The 20,926-nt window shown below is 67.1% G+C and carries 18 protein-coding genes and 2 pseudogenes; 16 read left to right on the top strand and 4 right to left on the bottom strand.

The features are described from left to right. From manD to AC3WRR_RS27790, 5 genes are all read left to right on the top strand, one after another. Positions 1-1,007 (top strand): D-mannonate dehydratase ManD (manD, locus tag AC3WRR_RS27810; RefSeq protein ID WP_492298662.1); only part of this gene is annotated, 1,007 nt, incomplete at its 5' end. 12 nt (positions 1,008-1,019) lie between these two features. Then, positions 1,020-2,054 (top strand): Zn-dependent oxidoreductase, encoded by a 1,035-nt coding sequence (locus AC3WRR_RS27805; RefSeq protein ID WP_492298660.1) that lies wholly within the window; start codon positions 1,020-1,022, stop codon positions 2,052-2,054. 326 nt (positions 2,055-2,380) lie between these two features. Beyond that, entirely contained in the window at positions 2,381-4,159 is a 1,779-nt protein-coding gene (locus tag AC3WRR_RS27800) for an alkaline phosphatase D family protein (protein WP_439669032.1), read from the top strand. A gap of 181 nt (positions 4,160-4,340) precedes the next feature. Continuing rightward, the gene (locus AC3WRR_RS27795) at positions 4,341-5,954 is read left to right on the top strand and encodes an ABC-F family ATP-binding cassette domain-containing protein (protein ID WP_492298658.1); all 1,614 of its coding nucleotides are present in this window, start codon (positions 4,341-4,343) and stop codon (positions 5,952-5,954) included. Between the two features lie 81 nt (positions 5,955-6,035). Next, positions 6,036-6,656: a DUF2239 family protein gene (locus AC3WRR_RS27790; protein ID WP_010809544.1), complete on the top strand. Its 621-nt coding sequence runs from the start codon at positions 6,036-6,038 to the stop codon at positions 6,654-6,656. 18 nt (positions 6,657-6,674) lie between these two features. Here AC3WRR_RS27790 and AC3WRR_RS27785 read toward each other — a convergent pair whose 3' ends face one another. Then, positions 6,675-7,076 (bottom strand): hypothetical protein, encoded by a 402-nt coding sequence (locus AC3WRR_RS27785; RefSeq protein ID WP_010809543.1) that lies wholly within the window; start codon positions 7,074-7,076, stop codon positions 6,675-6,677. A gap of 154 nt (positions 7,077-7,230) precedes the next feature. Next, positions 7,231-7,674, bottom strand: a pseudogene (locus AC3WRR_RS27780) (Bug family tripartite tricarboxylate transporter substrate binding protein); the annotation flags it as partial. Here AC3WRR_RS27780 and AC3WRR_RS27775 point away from each other — a divergent pair. From AC3WRR_RS27775 to AC3WRR_RS27745, 7 genes and pseudogenes are all read left to right on the top strand, one after another. Continuing rightward, a pseudogene (locus tag AC3WRR_RS27775) lies at positions 7,630-8,429 on the top strand (LysR family transcriptional regulator). The pseudogenes AC3WRR_RS27780 and AC3WRR_RS27775 overlap by 45 nt on opposite strands. A 101-nt stretch (positions 8,430-8,530) precedes the next feature. Then, the gene (locus tag AC3WRR_RS27770) at positions 8,531-9,037 is read left to right on the top strand and encodes a DUF1993 domain-containing protein (protein ID WP_010809541.1); all 507 of its coding nucleotides are present in this window, start codon (positions 8,531-8,533) and stop codon (positions 9,035-9,037) included. Positions 9,038-9,531: 494 nt separating this feature from the next. Continuing rightward, a complete protein-coding gene (gene queE, locus AC3WRR_RS27765) occupies positions 9,532-10,167 on the top strand; it encodes a 7-carboxy-7-deazaguanine synthase (protein WP_058698641.1) in 636 nt (211 codons plus the stop codon). A gap of 123 nt (positions 10,168-10,290) precedes the next feature. Further along, positions 10,291-10,767, top strand: a complete 477-nt coding sequence (locus AC3WRR_RS27760) for a 6-pyruvoyl trahydropterin synthase family protein (RefSeq protein ID WP_010809539.1) — start codon at positions 10,291-10,293, stop codon at positions 10,765-10,767. 9 nt (positions 10,768-10,776) lie between these two features. Further along, positions 10,777-11,379, top strand: a complete 603-nt coding sequence (tadA, locus tag AC3WRR_RS27755; RefSeq protein WP_010809538.1) for a tRNA adenosine(34) deaminase TadA — start codon at positions 10,777-10,779, stop codon at positions 11,377-11,379. Beyond that, positions 11,376-12,335 carry a muramoyltetrapeptide carboxypeptidase gene (gene ldcA / locus AC3WRR_RS27750; RefSeq protein WP_010809537.1) on the top strand — a complete coding sequence of 320 codons (960 nt, stop codon included), beginning with the start codon at positions 11,376-11,378 and terminating at the stop codon, positions 12,333-12,335. Before tadA ends, ldcA begins: the two co-directional genes overlap by 4 nt. A gap of 273 nt (positions 12,336-12,608) precedes the next feature. Next, on the top strand, positions 12,609-14,231 hold the full coding sequence (locus tag AC3WRR_RS27745) for an ABC-F family ATPase (protein ID WP_010809536.1): 1,623 nt from the start codon (positions 12,609-12,611) through the stop codon (positions 14,229-14,231). Positions 14,232-14,298: 67 nt separating this feature from the next. On the opposite strand, the gene AC3WRR_RS27740 is transcribed toward AC3WRR_RS27745, so the two are convergent. After that, entirely contained in the window at positions 14,299-14,907 is a 609-nt protein-coding gene (locus AC3WRR_RS27740; protein WP_010809535.1) for a hypothetical protein, read from the bottom strand. A 206-nt stretch (positions 14,908-15,113) separates the two neighbouring features. On the opposite strand from AC3WRR_RS27740, the gene AC3WRR_RS27735 reads away from it, so the two are divergent. The 4 genes from AC3WRR_RS27735 to AC3WRR_RS27720 all read left to right on the top strand — a co-directional run bounded on the left by AC3WRR_RS27735 (position 15,114) and on the right by AC3WRR_RS27720 (position 20,674). Next, positions 15,114-16,547 carry an aldehyde dehydrogenase family protein gene (locus AC3WRR_RS27735; protein ID WP_010809534.1) on the top strand — a complete coding sequence of 478 codons (1,434 nt, stop codon included), beginning with the start codon at positions 15,114-15,116 and terminating at the stop codon, positions 16,545-16,547. Positions 16,548-16,666: 119 nt separating this feature from the next. Next, the gene (locus AC3WRR_RS27730) at positions 16,667-19,129 is read left to right on the top strand and encodes a penicillin acylase family protein (RefSeq protein ID WP_058698640.1); all 2,463 of its coding nucleotides are present in this window, start codon (positions 16,667-16,669) and stop codon (positions 19,127-19,129) included. Between the two features lie 121 nt (positions 19,130-19,250). Next, positions 19,251-19,958, top strand: coding sequence for a glutamine amidotransferase (locus AC3WRR_RS27725; protein ID WP_058698639.1), 708 nt, complete (start codon positions 19,251-19,253; stop codon positions 19,956-19,958). Continuing rightward, entirely contained in the window at positions 19,955-20,674 is a 720-nt protein-coding gene (locus AC3WRR_RS27720; protein ID WP_010809531.1) for an MOSC domain-containing protein, read from the top strand. Before AC3WRR_RS27725 ends, AC3WRR_RS27720 begins: the two co-directional genes overlap by 4 nt. 11 nt (positions 20,675-20,685) lie before the next feature. Here AC3WRR_RS27720 and AC3WRR_RS27715 read toward each other — a convergent pair whose 3' ends face one another. Beyond that, positions 20,686-20,871, bottom strand: coding sequence for a DUF1289 domain-containing protein (locus AC3WRR_RS27715; RefSeq protein ID WP_492298691.1), 186 nt, complete (start codon positions 20,869-20,871; stop codon positions 20,686-20,688). Positions 20,872-20,926 lie beyond the last annotated feature (55 nt).

Genomic DNA, 20,926 nt, shown 5'->3' with positions numbered 1-20,926 from the left:
CCCCCCCCCCCCCCCCCCCCCCCCCCCCCCCCGGCCCGGTCACGATGACCGCCATCGCAGCCATCGACATGGCCTTGTGGGATATCAAGGGCAAGCTGGCCGGCATGCCGGTGTACCAGTTGCTGGGCGGCAGAAGCCGGTGGGGGCTGATGGTGTATGGCCATGCCAACGGGCGCGACCACGCCGAGGCCGTGGAGGCCGTGCAGCGTCATGTGGAGCAGGGCTACAAGGCCATCCGCGTGCAGTCCGGCGTGCCCGGCCTGGGCAAGGTGTATGGCGTGGGCAAGGGTGGCGGGCATTATGAGCCCGCCGAGAAAGGCCTGCCGTCGGAAGAGCCCTGGGATACTTCGCTCTACCTGCGCCATACGCCTGAACTGTTCCGCAAGGTGCGCGACGCCGTGGGTTTCGGGCCCCACCTGCTGCACGACGCCCACCATCGCCTGACGCCGATCGAGGCCGCGCGGCTCGGCAAGGCGCTAGAGCCCTTCAGCCTGTTCTGGCTGGAAGACGCCACGCCGGCAGAGAACCAGGAGGCGTTCCGGCTGATCCGCCAGCACACCACCACGCCGCTGGCCGTGGGGGAAGTCTTCAACTCGGTCTGGGACTGCAAGACGCTGATCAGCGAGCAACTGGTCGACTACATCCGCGCCACCATCGTGCACGCGGGCGGCATCACCCATGTGCGGCGCATCGCGGATTTTGCGGCCATGTACCAGGTGCGTACTGGGTTCCATGGGGCGACCGACCTGTCGCCGGTGTGCATGGCGGCCGCGGTCAACTTCGGGCTGTGGGCGCCCAACTTCGGCATCCAGGAACTGATGCCGCACAGCGAACTGACTGATGCGGTCTTTCCCCACAACTACCGCTTTGAAGACGGCTACCTGGTCATGGACGAGGTGCCGGGCCTTGGTGTCGATATCGACGAAGCACTGGCCGCAAAGTATCCCTACGAACGTGCCTATCTGCCGGTTGCGCGGCTGGCGGATGGCGCGATGTGGCACTGGTAGCCGGAGTTTCCGATGCTTAGCATTGTTGTCGAAGAACCCAACAGCATGGCCGTATGCGAGCGGCCAATGCCGGAGCCCGCTGCCGGCGAGGTGCGCGTACGCGTGCGCTATGCCGGCATCTGCGGTTCCGACCTGCATATCTTCCGCGGTCACAATCCGTTCGTGGCGTATCCGCGCGTCATCGGCCACGAGTTCGTCGGCACCATCGATGCCGTGGGTGCCGGGGTGGATGCGTCGCGCATCGGCCAGCGCGTGGTGGCGGATCCGGTCATCAGTTGCGGACAATGCCACGCATGCCGGATCGGCCGCCAGAACGTGTGCAGCCGGCTCCAGGTGATCGGGGTGCATCGCGACGGAGGCTTCAGCGAGTACGCCTGCGTGCCGGCCGGCAATGCCTATGTGATTCCGGACGGCATGCCCGAAGCCAGCGCTTCGGTGATCGAGCCGTTTGCCGTGGCTGCCAATGTCACGCACCGCACCGGCGTGCTTGCGCAGGATGTGGCATTGATCTATGGCGCGGGGCCGGTCGGGCTCAACCTGATGCAGGTACTCAAGCGCGTCCATGGCATCCGCGCCTTCATCACGGATCACCTCGACGAGCGCCTGGCGCTAGCGCGGCAATGCGGTGCGGGAGAGGACGAAGTCATCAACACCGCGCGCGAGCCCCTCGAACAGGCGCTGGCGGCGCGAGGCGTGGAAGGCGGTCCGACACTGATCTTCGATGCCGTATGCCATCCGGCCATCCTGGAGGAGGCCGTGCGTATTGCGGCACCGGCCGGGCGTATCGGGGTATTGGGCTTTTCGCCGACGCCATCGGCGATCCCGCAGCAGGAACTCACCAGGAAGGAATTGACGCTGTATGCCTCGCGGCTCAACTGCGCGATGTTCCCGACGGTGATTGACTGGATCGCGAAAGGCCTGGTCAATCCCGGGAAAATTATCACGCACCACGTCGATTTTCGCGATGTTGCCGGCGCGTTTGCACTGGCCGAGGGCAATCCGGGCAAATGCTGCAAGGTGCTGCTTGACTTTGGCCATGGTGGCTGACATGGCGGATTTCGGGCTCATCGGGCTTCCTCACGCAGGTGAGTTGCCGGGCGTACGGCGCAACTTGCATAACCTGGCCCAGCGTTCGGCCGCCAAGCGGCAGGCGGATCGTCGCGAGCTGGAACAGACGTTGGCGCGGCTCACAGGGCGGGGTGTCTGAAGCGTCGACCCTTGCGTAATCAGCAGGTGGCGCTTGACGCGCATTCTCTCTTCGTTCACCTTATGTCCCCGGCAGGGCCGGCGTCCCATTGCGGCGCCAGGCTTTGTGCGGCGATCGCGCCAGCGCAGCCCGCGGCCGAACAACAAATGGTGACCAAAGGGAGACCATCGCAATGAGCAAGCTACTGCTCGGACCCGTGCTGTCGTTTCGTGGCCTCGGAACGGATGGCTCATGGAAGGTGACGGCGCTCATCGGCATCGAAGATCAAGCCAGGGTTCCTCCGGTCACCGTGGAGGGCCGCAAGGCCGGCAAGCCGGTGATCCTGCTGCAGCATGCGGGCCACACCTATCTGCGCTACGACTTGTCCTGCAAGCTGCGCAAGAACGAACGGCGGGTACCGTACAGCATCGAAGGTGTCGGGGAAGCGTGGCACTTTACCGTGCCCGGCAAGGGCTACGCGCCGCGCATGGCCTATGTTTCGTGCAACGGATTCTCCGACCCGAGCGGCATGCGCAAGCTGGTCAAGGCTGAGAATGCGGTTTGGGCGGACTTGCTGTGCAACCACGACAAGGACATCCGTCCGGCAGGCTATGAGCTGGACAAGGAGCAGCTCTGGCACGAGGCGCGTACCCATGACCAGGGCAACCAGCGCTTCCATCTGATGCTGATGGGCGGCGACCAGATCTACTTCGATTCGATCTGGGAAGACCTCAAGCTGCTGAAGCGCTGGATCGGGTTGACGCGCGAGGAGCAGCTGCAGTACCCGGTGGACGCTGACCTCGAGAAGGAAATCGAGGACTACTATTTCAAGCACTACAGCGAGCGCTGGCTGCCTCATGCAAGGTCAGGGTGGGGTAGCGCAGACAAGCCGCTCGATGCTGCCCAGGCCATGGCACGGATCCCCACGGTGATGATGTGGGATGACCATGACATCTTCGACGGCTGGGGTTCCTATAGCTCCGAGATGCAGCGCAGTCCGTTGTTCCAGCGGCTGTTCTTCCATGCGCGCCGGGCCTTCTGGGTGTTCCAGATGCAGCATGCTGTCGAGCAGCTTCCCGACCTGGTGCCGCGCACTGACGTCAGGGTCCGGTCTGACGATCCATTGTTCGAACCGGTCAAGTGGTCTCAGGTGCTGTCCGGCGACAAGCTTGCGCTGCCGTTGCTGGACGAGCAGCCGGGGTTCACGTTCGCGCATTCGGCTGGCCCAGTCAGCGTGATCGTTGCCGACCTGAGGACCGAACGATCCCAGGAACAGGTGCTTGGACCCGGTACCTGGGGCGCACTGCAGCGGTGGCTGTCGGGGATCGAGTCGGGCGATGCCGCCAGCCCCGGCGGCATCAATTGCCAGCATCTGCTGCTGATGTCTTCCGTGCCCGTGGTGCATCCCAAGCTGTCGCTGGCCGAAGCCTTCCTGGACAACTTTGGCCAGGATCATGTGCTCGACAGCAGTGCCGATGACCTCAAGGACCACTGGACCCACGACGACCACGAGGGCGAGAGGAAGCGCCTGGTGGAGACCTTGCTCAAGACCGCCAGCCAGAAGCAGCTGCGGGTCACGATCATCTCTGGCGATGTCCATGTCGCGGCCTGGGGTGTCGCCTGCAGGAAAGATGTGGGGCCGAAGGACAACTGGGCGCAGATACAGCAGCTGACCAGTACTGCCGTGGTGCATCCCTCGCTGGTCGGGGTCATGGAGCGTCTGTTCTTCCATGTGCTGAACAACGTCGCTCAGTCGAAGCAGGCGCTTGATGTCAACCTGTCCGCGGAAATGATGCTCTTCCCCGGATCCAACCGGTACGTGATGCCGGCCAGGAACTGGCTTGCGATCGAGTTGGACCGGGGCACGGACAACCCGAACGGCTGCAAGCTGTGGGCGACGTGGCGGTGCGAGACCAAGGCGGCGTTCACCAATCACCTGCTGGCTACCGATCCGGTGAACTTATAATCTGGATCGAGTCAGAGAGTAGGGCGGGGCGGTGTGCTCAGGCATGCGTGCCCATGCCTCGCCGATTCAAACCCCATCCGCGGAGGATTCATACCATGCGCCATTGATGCCGCCGTCGGCATGACGGCCAGTCTCCACCGCCCCCAAGCAGGGGGAGTTCCTGGCATCCCTGGAATCCCGCATGTCAAATCCCAAGCTGACGCTGGAAAGCGTTTCCTACGTCCTGCCCGACGGCCGGACGCTCTTCTCTGAACTGTCCGAGCAATTCGACGATCGTCCCACCGGCCTGGTCGGGCGCAACGGTATCGGCAAGTCCGTGCTGGCGCGCATCCTGGGCGGGGAGCTGGAGCCCTCCGCGGGGCGTTGCGTGCGGTCGGGCAGCGTGCATTACCTGTCCCAGCAGGCCGCGCATGCCGTGCAGACGTCGGTGGCCGGGCTGGCTGGCGTGCAATCGATGCTGGATGCGCTGCAGCGCATCGAGGCCGGCAGCGCCGCGGCGCAAGACTTCGATGACGTCGGCGAGCACTGGAACATGCCGCAACGGTTGCGGCAGGAGCTGGAGCGCAATGGCCTGGGCCACCTCCAGGCGCACACCCCGGCGAGCACCCTGAGCGGCGGCGAAGCCATGCGCGTGGCACTGATCGGTGCGTTGCTGTCGGATGCCGATTTCCTGATCCTCGACGAACCCAGCAATCATCTGGACCGGCCGAACCGGCTGGCGCTGATCGCGCAACTGCAACGCTGGCAGCGCGGCCTGCTGGTGGTCAGCCATGACCGGCAGTTGCTTGAGGGCATGGCGCGCATCGTCGAGCTGTCGTCGCTCGGACTGCGCAGTTATGGCGGCGGCTATTCGTTCTATGCGCAATGCAAGGCGCAGGAGCGCGAGAACGCCTTGCAGCAGCTGGATCAGCGCAAGCTCGAACGCAAGCGGGAAGAGCAGTCGCTGCGTGCGCAGCGTGAGCGCCAGGAGCGGCGGCAGGCCCGTGGCAACCGGCAGGCGCGCGATGCCAACCAGGCCAGCATCCTGCTGGGCCGGCAGAAGGAGCGCAGCCAGGCCTCGGCGGGCAGGCTGCGCCTGCAGCAGGCCGCCACGCGCGAAGCGCTCGATGCGCGCGTGCGCGACGCCGCGCAACAGGTGGAGGACGATGCCGCGATCGTATTGCTCGCGTTGCCTGTCAGTCAGGCCGCGCAACGCCGCGTGGCTGAACTGGACGAGGTCGACCTGCCGTTCGTGCCGGCCGCCACGCGCCGCATCAGCCTGATGCTGACGGGCCAGCAGCGCGTGGGCGTCGTCGGCCCCAATGGCTGCGGCAAATCCACCTTGCTCAGGCTGCTGGCCGGCCAGTTGCAGCCGCTTGCCGGCCGCTGCGCGGTGCATGCCGAGCGCGCCTATCTCGACCAGCAACTGGCCGGCCTGCTGCCGCAGCGCTCAACCATCGAACAGATGCTGGCCGCCAACCACACCGCCGGGGAGGCGGCATTGCGCACGCGGCTGGCGCTGCTGGATCTCGATGCGCAGAAGGCCACCGCGCCCAGCGGCCTGCTCAGCGGCGGCGAGCGCCTGAAGGCCGCGCTGGCTTGTACCTTGTATGCCGATCCGCCGGCACAGCTGTTGTTGTTCGATGAACCCGGCAACCACCTGGACCTGCCGTCCGTGCAGGCGGTGGAGACGATGCTGCGCGGCTATCAGGGCGCATTGGTGGTGGTGTCCCACGACGATGTGTTCATGGGCAGCCTGGGGCTGACCCATCGCCTGGCGGCAACGCCGGACGGGTGGAAGCTGGAACCCTGGTAGGCGGTCTATTTATACCCGGATGATATTGACATCGTATTTTATCCGGGTAATATTCGGAAATCGTCTCCCAGGGGCATCCGCATGACCAACGCAACGCTTCACAGCTACACCACCTTCGACGGCCACCGGCGTATCGCCACGGGCCCGCTGCAAGCCAATGCGCTGGCGCTCAAGCGTGCGCTGGAAGCCGGCGCGGGCGGACCCGTGCTGGTTTTCGACGACGGCACCGGGCGCTCGATCGACCTGGATACGAGCGGGACGGAGGCCGCCGTACTTGAGCGCACGGCAGAGCGCGCCGCGCAGCTCGAATCCGTGCGGCAGCCAGCCGGCGACAACGACGAAGCAGCGGACGTGGCCGAGCCCCGGGGCCGCGGGCGCCCGAAGCTTGGCGTGGTGTCGCGCGAGGTGACGCTGCTGCCGCGCCATTGGCAATGGCTGGCCGCCCAGCCAGGCGGGGCATCGGTGGCCCTGCGCAAGCTGGTCGAGCAGGCGCGCCGGGACCACGCGGACAAGGACCGCAGCCGCCGCGCCAGCGAACGGGCCTACCACTTCATGGTGGCGATGGCGGGAGATTTGCCCGGCTTCGAGGAAGCCACGCGGGCCTTGTTCGCGGGCGATGTGGCGGGCTTTGCGCAGCGGCTCGAGGCATGGCCGGCGGATATCCGCGAACACGCGATGCGCCTTGCGGACAGCAACGCCTGAACGGCTCCGCGGGCCTGGTCAGATGCCGCCCAGCAGGTCATGCGCATCCACGATCGCATAGGCGATCTCGGGATGCTCTTCCATGCTGCGGCGGATGGCGGCTGGGATCGACTGGCGGATCTTGCGGCACAGGCCGGGCTGCTCCTGCACCTGGATGCTGATGCCGCGTACCGTGCGCACGCCGCGCGCGCTGGGGGTGATGGTGAGCACGATGCCCAGCTGGGTCTGCATCAGGCTTTCCATGCGCTGCAATTCAGCCAGGCTGGTCAGGCGCTCAAGCCGTTCGACCAGCCGCTTTTCCTCGGCCCGGGTGAGCCGCAGCACGCGCAGGTCGGCGTTGGGGTCACTCAGCAAGGCCTCGCGCCCGCAGATACAGGCGCCGGGCGGGCATTCCGTGCGAAGAGGGAACGGCGCGTTCATGTGGGGCGCGGCCACAAGGCCGCAAGATAGCGGGGACGATGACCGGATATGTTAATTCAGGTTGCCGGTCGCCGGTTGCCCGTTGCGGGCACGCCATCTTTCCCGCAGGCCCTCAGGTCTTCCCTCTGGCAATGTCTGGTTGCGCGGGCATGGTTCAGTCCAGCTGCTCGATATGGGCCGACGTAATCGGGGCACGCCACTTGGCGGTCTCGGCATCGATCAGCTGCCGGAACTGCGCGGGCGAGCCGCCGGCAGGCTCGGCGCCCAGCGCGGCCAGGCCCTTGCGCACGTCCGGCGCCTGCAGCGCAGCTTGCAGCGCGGCGTTGATCCTGTCGACCACCGGCGCCGGCGTGCCGCGCGGCGCGACCACACCGCCCCAGGCCACGGTCTCGTAGCCCTTCAGCCCGGACTCGTCGAGCGTCGGCACCTCGGGCAGCAGCGCAAGGCGTTTCAGGCTGCTGACGGCCAGCGGCCGCACCTTGCCGCCGCGGATCAGCGGCATGGCCTCGGAGGTATTGCTGAACATGAAGTCGAGCCGGCCGCCCTTCAGGTCCTGCAGCGCGGCGGGGCCGCCGTTGTACGGGATAAAGGCGACATCAGTGGTGCCGGACGCATGCTGCATGTGTCGCAGCCCGCGGTCAACCGGGTGCTGGCGCTGACCGAAAGCCGGCTCGGCTACCCCTTGTTCGAGCGCGCGTGCGGCAAGCTGTTGCCGACGCCGGAAGCGCGGCGCCTGTTTGCCGAGGTCGAGCAGGTCTATAGCGGCGTACAGCGCGTCAACGACCTGGCTGCGGCGTGCCCACGCGCGTCGACTACCGCAGCGTCACCTTCGACGAACTGGTCGGCATTTTCCTGAGCGGTCGGGCCGATGTCGGCGTGTCGATGGTGCCGGCGGGGCATCCGACGCTGTCGTCCACGCTGCTCGGGCGCCAGCCGATGCTGTGCGTGTTGCCGCCGGACCATCCGCTCGCAGGCCGCGAGGTGGTGACGCCGGAGGATGTTGCCGGCAGCGCGTGGATCGGCTATCCGCCCGACACGCCGCTGGGCCGTGCGCTGGCCGGCTTCTTCGGCGACAGCGACAGCGGCGCCCCCGCCATCGAGGTGCATTCGCCGGTCACGGCATGCGCCTTTGTGCAGCAGGGCCTGGGGCTGGCGCTGGTGGATGCGTGGAGCGTGACGCCGGCCATGCGCGCGGCGCTGGCGGTGCGGCCGGTGTTGCCCGCGGTCGGCCTGGAAATCTGCGCGACCCATTCCGGCCTGGCGCCGCTGCCATTGGCGGGGCGCCGCTTCCTGGCCTCGATCGGTAAAGTGCTACGCGACATCCAGCCGCCTGCCGCGTGCGCGCAGGGGTAATCCGGCAGCAAATGCCGATCCGGTCTATGCTCGCGGCAGCGGTGCGGCCCGACGGCCCCCGACCACAGGAATTTCCAACCAAGGCCTGCACAGGAGACCCCATGGCACTCTCGATGTACGAAGTCTCGATTCCCTTGTTCATCCGCGCGCTCGGCAATCTCGCCGCGATCCTGGACAAGGGCGCGGCCCACGCCCAGGCGCAGGGCATGGACCCGGCCGACCTGATCCAGACCCGCCTGATCGCCGACATGGATGCGCTGCCGGCACAGGTGCAGCGCGCCAGCGACGCCGCCAAGGGCTGCGCCGCGCGGCTGGCAGGCATCGAGGTGCCTTCGTTCGCCGATACCGAAACCACCTTTGCCGAACTGCGGGACCGCGTCGCCCGCACCATCGGGTTCCTGGAGCAGATCACGCCTGAGCAGCTGGAAGGCAGCGAGCAGCGCGCGATCGAGCTGAAGCTGCGCCAGGGGCCGATGACATTCGACGGCAAGTCCTACCTGCTGGGTTTTGCGCTGCCCAACTTCTATTTTCACGTGACCACGGCCTATGACATCCTGCGCCACAAGGGCGTGCAGATTGGCAAGCGCGACTACCTGGGGCTGAAGTAAGAAGCCGAGCGGGGCCAGTAGGAAAAAGCCGGGCGCGGATCCCGGCTTTTTCATTGTCGAACAGCAGCTTGGGCGGCAGCCGCCGGTCAGCGCGTTCAGCACCGGGGCGCCGATGGCGGCCCTTTGCAGCAAAACCGGGTGATCTGCAGGAGATATTTGCCGCGCGCCTGGCCGACGGCCGGGACCGCATCCCGCCAGCCTCTAAGCGGAAACCCTGACCCCTCTGGTATACTTGCATTACGTCCGGACCGGCCGGACGCAGCCTGCGACAGGCCACAGGCGGTTCCTCCGGCAGTGCCCGGAGCCATGCACGGAAAACCCGGTGCACACCGCCCGCGCTGCCAGCCATGCGGCGCCGATCCGGGAGCCCGAGCCCAGATCCGTGATACTTGTTATCCGGCCTTTGCCCAATACCTGTTGAAACCCCGGCCAGCCCAAGGGCGGCCGAATGCCCGTTAACGGTCCCCAAACGGTCCCAGAGAGACCCCCCACGCATGACTTACGCCGTCAAGGAAATCTTCTATACGCTGCAGGGCGAAGGCGCCAACGCCGGCCGCGCCGCGGTGTTCTGCCGCTTTGCCGGCTGCAACCTGTGGAGCGGCCGCGAAGAAGACCGCGCCAGCGCGGTGTGCCAGTTCTGCGATACGGATTTCGTCGGCACCGATGGCACGCGCGGCGGCAAGTACCGCACGGCCGAGGAACTGGCCGGGGTGGTCGCGTCGGAATGGCCGCAGGGCGCCGGCGGCCAGCCGCTGGTGGTCTGCACCGGGGGCGAGCCGCTGCTGCAACTGGACGCGCCGCTGATCGACGCGCTGCATGCGCAGGGCTTCGAGATTGCGATCGAAACCAACGGCACCATCGCCGTGCCGCCGGGCATCGACTGGGTCTGCGTCAGCCCCAAGATGGGCTCGGAACTGGTGGTCACGCGTGGTGACGAGCTCAAAGTCGTGATCCCGCAGGAGGGCCAGGACTTTGCCGCATACGAGCAGCTTGATTTCCGCCATTTCCTGGTGCAGGCCATGGATGGCCCGCTGGCGAGGGAAAATACCGCCGCCGCGGTGGCGTTCTGCCAGCGCCATCCGCGCTGGCGGCTGTCGCTGCAGACTCACAAGCTGCTCGGCATCCGCTGAGCGGCGCGGCATCCACGGTATCGACAGGTCGCCCAACGGGCGGCAAAACGTACACAATACAGGCTTCGGACGCGCGCGCAGTGTCCGTTCCAACGCAGGCGGCCGGCACCGGCGCCGGTACACATGAGCAAACAAGTTTCCATTACCCGCCGGCTGGAGTTCGACTCCGGCCACCGCATCCCGAACCACTGCGGCCAGTGCCGCAATATCCACGGACACCGCTACCGGCTGGACCTGACGCTGTCGGGCGAGGTCCTGCACCGCGAGGGCGCGTCGGATGACGGCATGATCCTGGACTTCGGCGACATCAAGGCGCTCGCCAACGAGCACCTGGTCAACAAGTGGGACCATGCCTTCCTGATCTACCGTGGTGACACCGCGCTGCTGAACTTCCTGCAATCGATGGAAGGGCACAAGACCGTGGTGCTGGACGCGATCCCGACGGTCGAGAACCTGGCCCAGGTTGCCTTCGACATCCTGGCGCCGGTGTTCAAGGACTGCTTCGGCCACCACCTGCAGCTGACCAGGCTGGTGCTGTTCGAAACGCCCAACTGCTGGGCGGAAGTGAGCGCGCCCGCGGTGCTGCCGGCGCAGGACTGAGCGGGGACGATGCCAGAGACGCCACCGCTGCCGTTGCGCGCGCTGCGCGCCCTGCCTGAAGACCCGGCCGAGGCTGCCGAGCGCGACGCGCGTTACATGCGCGCCGCGCTGGAAGAAGCCCGCCTGGCCGAAGCCGCTGGCGAAGTGCCGGTGGGCGCGGTGGTGGTCTGGAACGACACCATCATCGCGCGCGGCCACAACCTGCCGATCCGCTCGGTGGACCCGTCCGCCCATGCCGAGATGCAGGCGCTGCGCGCCGCCGCCCAGGTGATCGGCAACTACCGCATGCCCGAGTGCGAGCTGTACGTGACGCTGGAACCGTGCGTCATGTGCAGCGGCGCGATCCTGCACGCGCGGCTGCGCCACGTGGTGTTCGGTGCAGCCGACCCCAAGACCGGCGCCGCCGGCAGCGTGCTCAACCTGTTCGAGCAGGCGCAGCTCAACCACCAGACCACCATTGCCGGCGGGGTGCTGGCCGACACCTGCGGCCAGATGCTGAAGGATTTCTTCGGCGCGCGCCGCCGGGCGCAGAAAGCCGCGCAGAAGGCCGCACAGCAGGACGCCGCCGCGCCTGTCACCGATCCCGACAAGAATAACGACACCGAAGCATGAGCACGCCGAACAGCAGGCCGCCGCATACCGAAGTCCGACTGATCGCCTCGTCCGGGTATCCGCACGACGTCGCCATTGCCGCGCGCGGCTGTGCCTGGCTCAAGCATCATGGCTACCACATGACCAACCCCGACGTGCTGGCGCGGCGCTACCTGCGCTTTGGCGGCACGGATGCGGAGCGGCTGGCCGACCTGCACGCCATCGGCACCGGCGCGCCGCACGAGCTGACGCTGGCGGTGCGCGGCGGCTATGGCATCGCGCGGCTGCTGGCGCAAGTCGACTTTGCCCGCATCGCCGCGCAGGCCAGCGCCAGCGGCACGCCCATCGTCGGCCACAGCGACTTCACCGCGTTCCAGCTGGCCTGCCTGGCGGCGACGGGTGCCGTCACCTTTGCGGGGCCGATGCTGCTGGCGGATTTTGGTGCCGAGGTGGTGGATCCCTTCATGTGGGAGCATTTCGAAGGCATCCTGCGCAACCCGGCGTACAGCGTCGATGTCGCGGCGCCGCAGTCGGGCGGACAACCGTTCTCAGGCAGCGTGGAAGGCACGCTCTGGGGCGGCAACCTGGCCATGCTGTGCAGCCTGCTGGGCACGCCTTTCATGCCGCAGGTGGAGGGCGGGGTGCTGTTCCTGGAAGACATCAACGAGCCACCGTACCGGGTGGAGCGCATGCTGATCCAGCTGCAGCAGGCCGGCGTGCTGGGCGCGCAGCGCGCCATCGTGCTGGGCGATTTCTCCAATTACCGCGTCACCGACTACGACAACGGCTACGACATGGACGCAGTGGTGGCCTACCTGCGCGACCAGTTGCCGGTGCCGGTGCTGACCGGGCTGCCGTTCGGCCACTGCGCGCGCAAGCTGACGCTGCCGGTCGGCGCCCAGGTGCGGCTGGCCGCACGTGCGGATGGCTTCAGCATGGCGTTTTCCGGCTATCCGGTGCTGCCGCCACTGGCCTGACCGGCCGCATCGTCCGATGCCGCGCATCCGGGTGCAAGGAATGCGTCCGGATGATAGAATGTGCGGTTATTTCCTGACTTCCTGCCGGGTTCTCGCATGAACCGGGCGCGGCCCGTGCCGCATCGCCAGCCATGGCCGCCGGATGACTCCGGGCCAGCGCGATGCATCTCCGGCAAGGCCCGTCCCTGAGCGGCATGGGGTGCGCCTCGTGTGCAAAACCGGCAAGCCGCGGCCAGCGCCGCGGCGCCACAATCTCCAGACAAGGTTCAAGACGTGCTTTCTACCGCAAACATCACCATGCAGTTCGGCCCCAAGCCGTTGTTCGAGAATATCTCGGTCAAATTCGGCGAGGGCAACCGCTACGGCCTGATCGGCGCGAACGGTTGCGGCAAGTCCACCTTCATGAAGATCCTGGGCGGCGACCTGGAACCGTCGTCGGGCAACGTCATGCTGGAGCCGGGCGTGCGTCTGGGCAAGCTGCGCCAGGACCAGTTCGCCTATGAAGACATGCGCGTGCTGGACGTGGTGATGATGGGCCACACCGAGATGTGGGCCGCCGCGCAGGAGCGCGACGCCATCTACGCCAACCCGGAAGCGACCGACGAAGACTACATGAAGGCCGCCGAGCTGGAGGCCAAGTACGCCGAATACGACGGCTACACCGCCGAGGCCCGTGCCGGCGAACTGCTGCTGGGCGTGGGCATCCCCACCAGCCAGCACCAGGGCACGATGAGCGACGTCGCCCCCGGCTGGAAGCTGCGCGTGCTGCTGGCGCAGGCACTGTTCTCGAACCCGGACGTGCTGCTGCTGGACGAGCCGACCAACAACCTGGACATCAACACGATCCGCTGGCTGGAGACCGTGCTCAACGAGCGCAACTCCACCATGATCATCATTTCCCACGATCGCCACTTCCTGAACTCGGTCTGCACCCACATGGCCGACATGGACTACGGCACGCTCAAGGTCTACCCGGGCAACTACGACGACTACATGGAAGCGTCGATGCAGGCCCGCGAGCGCCAGGTTGCCGCCAACGCGCGCGCCAAGGAGCGCATCAGCGAGCTGCAGGACTTCGTGCGCCGCTTCTCGGCCAACAAGTCCAAGGCCCGCCAGGCCACCTCGCGCGCCAAGCAGATCGAGAAAATCAAGGTCGACGACATCAAGCCGTCGTCGCGCCAGAACCCGTTCATCCGCTTCGAGTTCGAGAAGAAGCTGCACAACCTGGCCGTGGAAGTGGAGAACATCACCAAGACCTACGACCGCAAGATCATCGACGGCCTGTCGCTGGCGATTCAGGCCGGCGAGCGCGTGGCGATCATCGGCGAGAACGGCGCGGGCAAGACCACGCTGCTGCGCAGCCTGCTCAACGGCGCGGTGCAGACCGGCGTGCAGCGCGGCGTGGAAGTGGACCGCGGCACGGTCAAGTGGGCCGAGAACGCCAACGTCGGCTACATGCCGCAGGATACCTACGAGGAATTCCCGGACAACCGCGACGTGATGGACTGGATGAGCCAGTGGACGCAGGCCGGCGACGACGAGACCTCGCTGCGCGGCACGCTGGGCCGCCTGCTGTTCTCGGCCGACGACATCAGGAAGTCGGTCAAGGTGCTGTCCGGCGGCGAGAAGGGCCGCATGATCTGGGGCAAGCTGATGCTGGGCCGCCACAACGTGCTGGCCATGGACGAGCCGACCAACCACATGGACATGGAGTCGATCGAATCGCTGCAGATCGCGCTGGACAAGTTCACGGGCACGCTGATCTTCGTTTCGCACGACCGCGAGCTGATCAGCGGGCTGGCGACGCGCGTGATCGAAGTGCGCACCGACGGCACGCTGACGGACTACCTGGGTACGTATGACGAGTACCTGCAGTCGCAGGGTATCGACGGCTGAGCGTCGGGACGTTGACGATGAGAGAAGGCCGCCTCCGGGCGGCCTTTTTCATTGGTGCGCCGGAATCTCAGCCGGCGGCGATGCGATCTGTGATCTGGTCGAGCTGGCTCGTGATGGCACGCGCGGTGATGTCGCCCTTGGCCTTGAGCAGTGCCGCATGCAGCGGTTCGCGCAGCGCCAGCAGGGCGGGCAGGTCGGTGGCCCTTTCGACCTTCACCTGCAGCATGTAGCCGCGCAGGCCGAGATGCTGCCCGATCACGTCGGTATAGAAGTGATACAGGCTCTCGAAGGCCGCGATGTCGGCGGGCGAAGGGGCCGCGGTATCGGTCGGTTGCGGCGTCTCGGGCACCTCGGGGGCGCGTGCGTGCCGCATTGCATACACGGAGAACATATTGGTGTCGGCGGCAGGCGTGACCCGCGCCGGTGCCTGTGCCGGTGCCACCGCAGCGGGCGGCCGTGCCGGCTCCGGGACGGCTTCGACCAGCCCTTGTGCCACCAGTGTGTCGATGGCCTCGGGTGCCACCCCCATGCCGGCCACCTGCGCCAGCAATTCCTGCCCGCGGCGCTCGCCGTTGACCATCAGCAGCAGCGCGCGCAGCTTGTGGTCAAGCTTGCGTGCACGCGTCCGGATCTCGTCCTGTCCCGCATCCGTCTTGCGGTAGATCGGATCGACCATGTCTCACCCCTTGTTATGTCCGACCGCCTTTGGCTAGAGTCCCTGTCAGGTGGTGCGGCCGATTATCGCCACCTTCTTGCCCGGAGCGGTATGCGCGGCTTTCCGCGGCGCAAAAACATAGTCCCGAATCCGCTCTACAATGTGCGTGCACCATAAAAGTAACAAAAAATTGCAATCGCCAATTCACCAAACCGAGAACTGTGGCCATGCAACAACGAGACAAACTCTTTATTAACGGCAAGTGGGTCGCTCCCCACGGCAACGGCACGATCGACGTCATCCATTCCGCCACCGAGGCGGTGATGGGCACCATCCCCGAAGGCTCGGCGCGCGACGCCGAGGATGCCATCCAGGCGGCCCGCGCGGCCTTCGACAGCTGGTCGGCCACGCCGCCGGCGGTGCGTGCCGGCTATATCGCCAAGATCGCCGAAGGCCTGAAGGCGCGCAGCGAAGAGCTGGCCCAGCTGATCGCCGGCGAAGTCGGCATGCCGATCAAGCTGGCGCGCGCGATCCAGGTGGGCGGGCCGGTCTACAACTGGGGCCAGGCCGCCAAGCTGCTGGACGGTTTCCGCTTCGAGGAAGAGGTCGGCAACTCCCTGGTGGTGCGCGAGCCCGTGGGCGTGGTGGGTGCCATCACCCCGTGGAACTACCCGCTCAACCAGATCACGCTCAAAGTGGCGCCGGCCCTGGCCGCCGGCTGCACCGTCGTGCTCAAGCCCTCCGAGGTGGCGCCGCTCAATGCCTTCGTGCTGGCCGAGGTGATCGAGGCCGCCGGCCTGCCGCCGGGCGTGTTCAACCTGGTGACCGGCTATGGCCCGGTGGTGGGCGAGGTGCTGGCCAGCCACCCGGAAGTCGACATGGTGTCGTTCACGGGTTCGACCCGCGCCGGCAAGCGCGTGTCGGAACTGGCCTCGCAGACCGTCAAGCGCGTGGCGCTGGAGCTGGGCGGCAAGTCCGCTTCGGTGATCCTGGACGACGCCGACTTGCCGTCGGCGGTAAAGGGCACCATCAATGCCTGCTTCCTGAATTCCGGCCAGACCTGTTCGGCGCATACCCGCATGCTGGTGCCGCGGGCCCGTTACGATGAAGTGAAGGCGATCGCGCAGAAGGTGGTCGAGGGCTTTACCGTGGGCGATCCGCTGCAGGAAGCCAGCAAGCTGGGACCGCTGATCTCCGCGGTGCAGAAGGACCGCGTGACCGGCTATATCCGCCGGGGCCTGGAAGAGGGTGCCGAGCTGGTAGCTGGCGGTCCGGACACCCCGGAAGGGCTGGACAAGGGCTTCTTCGTCAAGCCGACCGTGCTCGGCAACGTGGAGCCGCGTGCCACCGTGGCGCAGGAAGAGATCTTCGGGCCGGTGCTGTCGATCATCTGCTATGACACCGAGGAAGACGCGGTGCGCATCGCCAATGACAGCATCTATGGCCTGGGCGGCGGGGTCTGGTCCGGTGACGAGGCACGCGCGATCCGCGTGGCGCGCCGCATCCGCACCGGACAGGTCGATATCAACGGCGGCCCGTTCAATATGCAGGCGCCGTTTGGCGGCTACAAGCAGTCCGGCAACGGACGCGAAGCGGGCAAGTACGGCCTGGAGGAATTCCTGGAGTACAAGTCGCTGCAGCTGAAGAAGCCGGCGGCCTGATGCGGCGCTGAGCGGCGTTGATGCAATATGGGAAATGCCCGGCTGGCCCGGGCATTTTTTCGTGCGGATAATGTGCGGAAAACACGCACAACATAACGAGAGTCATTGGGGGAGCAACGATGCGCTGGTTTGGTCGGCTGACCAGGTTTGTGGCGGGGCTGCTGGTGCTGGCGGTGGCCGGCGCTGCCGCGGCCCTGGTCTGGTATCGCCATGCGGCGCAGCCGCCTGCATCCGGCCAGGAAGCGCTGGCGGGTTTGCGCGGCCAGGTCACGGTCGTGCGCGACGGCCATGGCGTGCCGCATATCCGCGCCGCCAGCAAGGCGGACGCCTGGTTCGCGCTGGGCTACGTCCATGCACAGGACCGGCTGTGGCAGATGCAGATGAACAAGCGCGTCGTGGCAGGCCGGCTTGCGGAGATCCTGGGACCGTCCGCGCTCGATACCGACAAGTTCCTGCGCACGCTGGGCGTGCGCCGCAATGCCGAGGCCATCCTGGCGCAGGCCTCGCCCGAGACCCGTGCCGCGCTGCAGGCCTATGCCGACGGCGTCAATGCCTGGATCGACCATCGCAAGGGCCCGCTGCCGCCTGAATTCCTGCTGCTGCGCGCGCAGCCCGAGCGCTGGGAGCCGGCCGATACGCTGGGCTGGCAGACCATGATGGCCTGGGACCTGGGCGGCAACTGGACCCAGGAAACCCTGCGCATGCGGCTGGCGCAAGTGCTGCCGGTGGCCCGCATCAGCGAGTTGCTGGCGCCGTATCCGGGCGAGCAGCCGGTGCGCACCATGGATTACGGCCATCTGTACCAGCAACTGGCACCGCTGGCGAATGCCATGGCCAGCGTCGGCGACAAGGCGCCGCCGGGTTATGTCGAGGGCATGGGCTCGAACAACTGGGTGGTGTCGGGCGCGCATACGCAATCGGGCAAGCCGATGCTGGCCAATGACCCGCACCTGGGGCTGCAGGCGCCCGCGCTGTGGTATTTCGCCAGGATGACGGCGCCCGGCCTGGACGTGACCGGCGCCACGCTGCCCGGCATGCCGCTGGTGGTGCTGGGGCACAACGACCGCATCGCCTGGGGGCTGACCAATACCGCGCCCGACGTGCAGGACCTGTATATCGAACGGCTGCGCCCCGGCAACGACACCCAGTATCAGACCCCGGACGGCTGGGCCGCATTCGAGACCCGCACCGAGACCATCCGCGTCAAGGGCGCCCCGGACGTGGTGCTGAAGGTCCGCGCCACGCGCCACGGCCCGGTGATTTCCGATGTGGCCGAGCCGCTTTCGGCTGCCGCGGGACCGCTGGGCGCACAGTATGTGGTGGCCTTCCAGTGGACCGCGCTGCGCCCGGACGACCGCACCTTCCAGGCGGGGCTGCGCATGAACGAGGCGCGCGACTGGGCCGGCTTCACGGCGGCGCTGCGCGACTTCCATTCGCCGCAGCAGAACATTGTCTATGCCGATGTCGACGGCAATATCGGCTTCTATGCACCCGGACGCGTGCCGCTGCGCCGGGCCGACAACGACCTCAAGGGGCTGGCGCCGGCGCCCGGCTGGGATGAGCGCTACGACTGGACCGGCTTTATTCCGTTCGAGGCACTACCGCACCGCTACAACCCGGCCGACGGCGTGATCGTGACGGCCAACCAGCGCATCGTCGCACCGGACTACCCGTACTTCATCACCAGCGAATGGACCGTGCCGTATCGCTTTGACCGGATCAAGGCGCTGCTGGCGGCCACGCCCAGGCACAGCTTCGACAGCTTTGCGGCAATCCAGAAAGACGTGGTCTCGCTGGCCGTGCGCGATGCCTTGCCGCTGCTGCTGGCCGCGCCCGTCAGCCGCGATGCGGCGCGGCCCGAGCGCGAACGCGCCTTGCTGGAAGCGCTGCGCAAGTGGGACGGAAACATGGACCCGGGGCGCGCCGAGCCGCTGGTCGTCACCGCCTGGCTGCGCGAGTTGTCGCGGCGGCTGTTCGAAGAGAAGGCGGGTGAGGCGATCTTTGTCCGCCTGTGGGACCAGCGTAACGTGCAGCAGCCCATGCTCAACATCCTGCGCGATCCGCGCACGCTGGGCGCGTTCTGGTGCGACCGGCAGCATACGCGCGCGGCAGAGACCTGCGACGACGCCATCGCGGACGCCTGGACCCGGGCCATGGCGGACCTGTCGCGCCGCTACGGCGACGACGCCGCCCGCTGGCGCTGGGGCGAGGCGCACACGGCCCGCTCCGAGCACAAGCCCTTCGGCAAGGTGGCGTACCTGTCGCCGCTGTTCAACCTGCGCGTGCCGACCGGCGGCGATACCTATACGGTCAATGTCGGCCGCCACAACCTGCGCGACGACAAGGCGCCGTTCGAGAACACCCACGCGGCCAGCGTGCGTGCGCTATATGACCTGGCGGACCTGGAGGCGTCGCGGTTCATGGACTCCACCGGGCAGTCAGGCAACGCGCTGTTGCCGCGCTACCGCGACTGGGCCGGCAAATGGGCCGCGGTCGAGTACGTGACGATCCCGCCCGTGCCATCGCTGCCGCAGCAGGATGCGCCAGATGCGCTGATCCTGGTGCCGGCTGCGACCAAATAGCGCAGATTACGACATGCCGTGCTGAGAGTGCTCGCAAATACGCGAGATCCAGCCATGGTCTTCGCGGGGCGCAGCAATTGACGCTACCATGGGAACCCCTTTCGACCGGCAGGAGTCCCCGATGGCAACGCGTACCACCCATGTGATCCAGCACGTCGCATTCGAGCATGCGGGCGTGATCGGCAATGCCTTGCGCGCGCGCGGGCACGCGTTGCAGGTGTTCCAGGCCGGCGTCGATGACCTGGCACCCGTCGCGGACAATCCGGCCGACCTGCTGCTGATCCTGGGCGGCCCCATCGGTGTCTATGAAACCGATGCCTATCCCTGGCTGGAGGCCGAGATCGCTCTGATCCGCCAACGCCTGGCGGCTGGCGGCAAGATGATCGGGGTTTGCCTGGGCGCGCAGCTGATCGCGCGTGCTGCCGGCGCGCGCGTCTACGCGGGCACGCGCGAGATCGGCTGGGCGCCGATTGCGCCTACGCCAGCGGGGCAGGATTCCGCGCTGGCAGAACTGGCTGCCGCCCACTGGGAGGTGCTGCACTGGCATGGCGATACCTTCGACCTTCCGCCCGGCGCGCAACTGCTGGCGTCCACTGCCGCGGTACAGAACCAGGCCTATGCCATCGGCAACCAGGTGCTGGCGCTGCAATTCCACCCCGAGGTCATGCCGCGCGATATCGAGGCCTGGCTGATCGGCCATACCGTCGAGCTGGCCAAGGCCGGCATCGATCCGCGCACCATCCGCGCGCGTACTGCGGAAGTCGGTGCCACGGTGGCGGCCGCGGGCGAGCGCATGTTCGCGCGCTGGCTGGAGGAAGCCGGGCTATGAGCCAGCCGGCATTGCCCGTGCGCGCGGCGATCGGCGCCGTATTGACGGGGCAGGTACGCCCGTTCGGGCCAAAGGGCGTGCCCAGCGGCATCGCCAAGACCGCGGCTGGCGAGCGGATTCGCGTGACCGCGCTTGGACTCGAAGGCGACGGGCAGGGCGATCCGCGCCATCACGGTGGTCCGGAAAAGGCGCTGCACCACTACGCCTTCGATCATTACCCGGCGTGGCGCGAGGAACTGGCTGCGCAGGGCGCGCAAGGCAACGGTGTGCTCGACGTTGCGGGGGCCTTCGGCGAGAACCTGAGCACCACCGGGCTGACCGAGGCCTCCGTCTGCATCGGCGACCGCTTCCGCCTGGGCACGGCGCTGGTGGAGGTGTCGCAGGCACGACAGCCGTGCTGGAAGCTCAATCATCGATTCGGCTATGCAGGCATGTCGCGCGCCGTGCAGCAAAGCCTGCGCACTGGCTGGTACTACCGTGTACTGGAGACTGGCGACGTGGCGGCGGGCGATACGCTGGAACTGGTGGCGCGCCCCTGTCCGCGATGGTCGCTGCAGCGCCTGCTGCAGGTACTGTATGTCGACCGGCTGGACTATGCCGCGCTCGCGGAAATGTCAGAGCTGGCACCGCTGGCCGAGAACTGGCGCAAGCTTGCGCGGCAGCGCGTGGAACGGCGCGAAATCGAAGATATGGAGCGGCGGCTGGCGGGCGGCTGAGCGCCGCCGCGTCAGCCCTGGCGGAACCGCTTCCCCGTGCCTTCGCGCGTAATGCGCTCCCAGACCACCTGCTTTTCCTCTTCGCTGAAGAACACCCAGTTGCTGACCTCGGCCGCGGTGCGGCCGCAGCCCTGGCAGATCTCGTCGAACAGCGTCGAGCAAATGCCGATGCAGGGGCTGTCCGGGCGCTCGGACAGCGTGGAATCCGTGGTGCCGTGATCCGGTTCGGGGCGGGGCGGGGCGGATTCTGAG

The organism is Cupriavidus sp. FW305-3-2-15-C-LB2 (assembly GCF_058787575.1).
The sequence above is the reverse complement of the archived record's forward strand: the minus strand, read 5'-3'. Positions and strand labels throughout refer to the sequence as shown.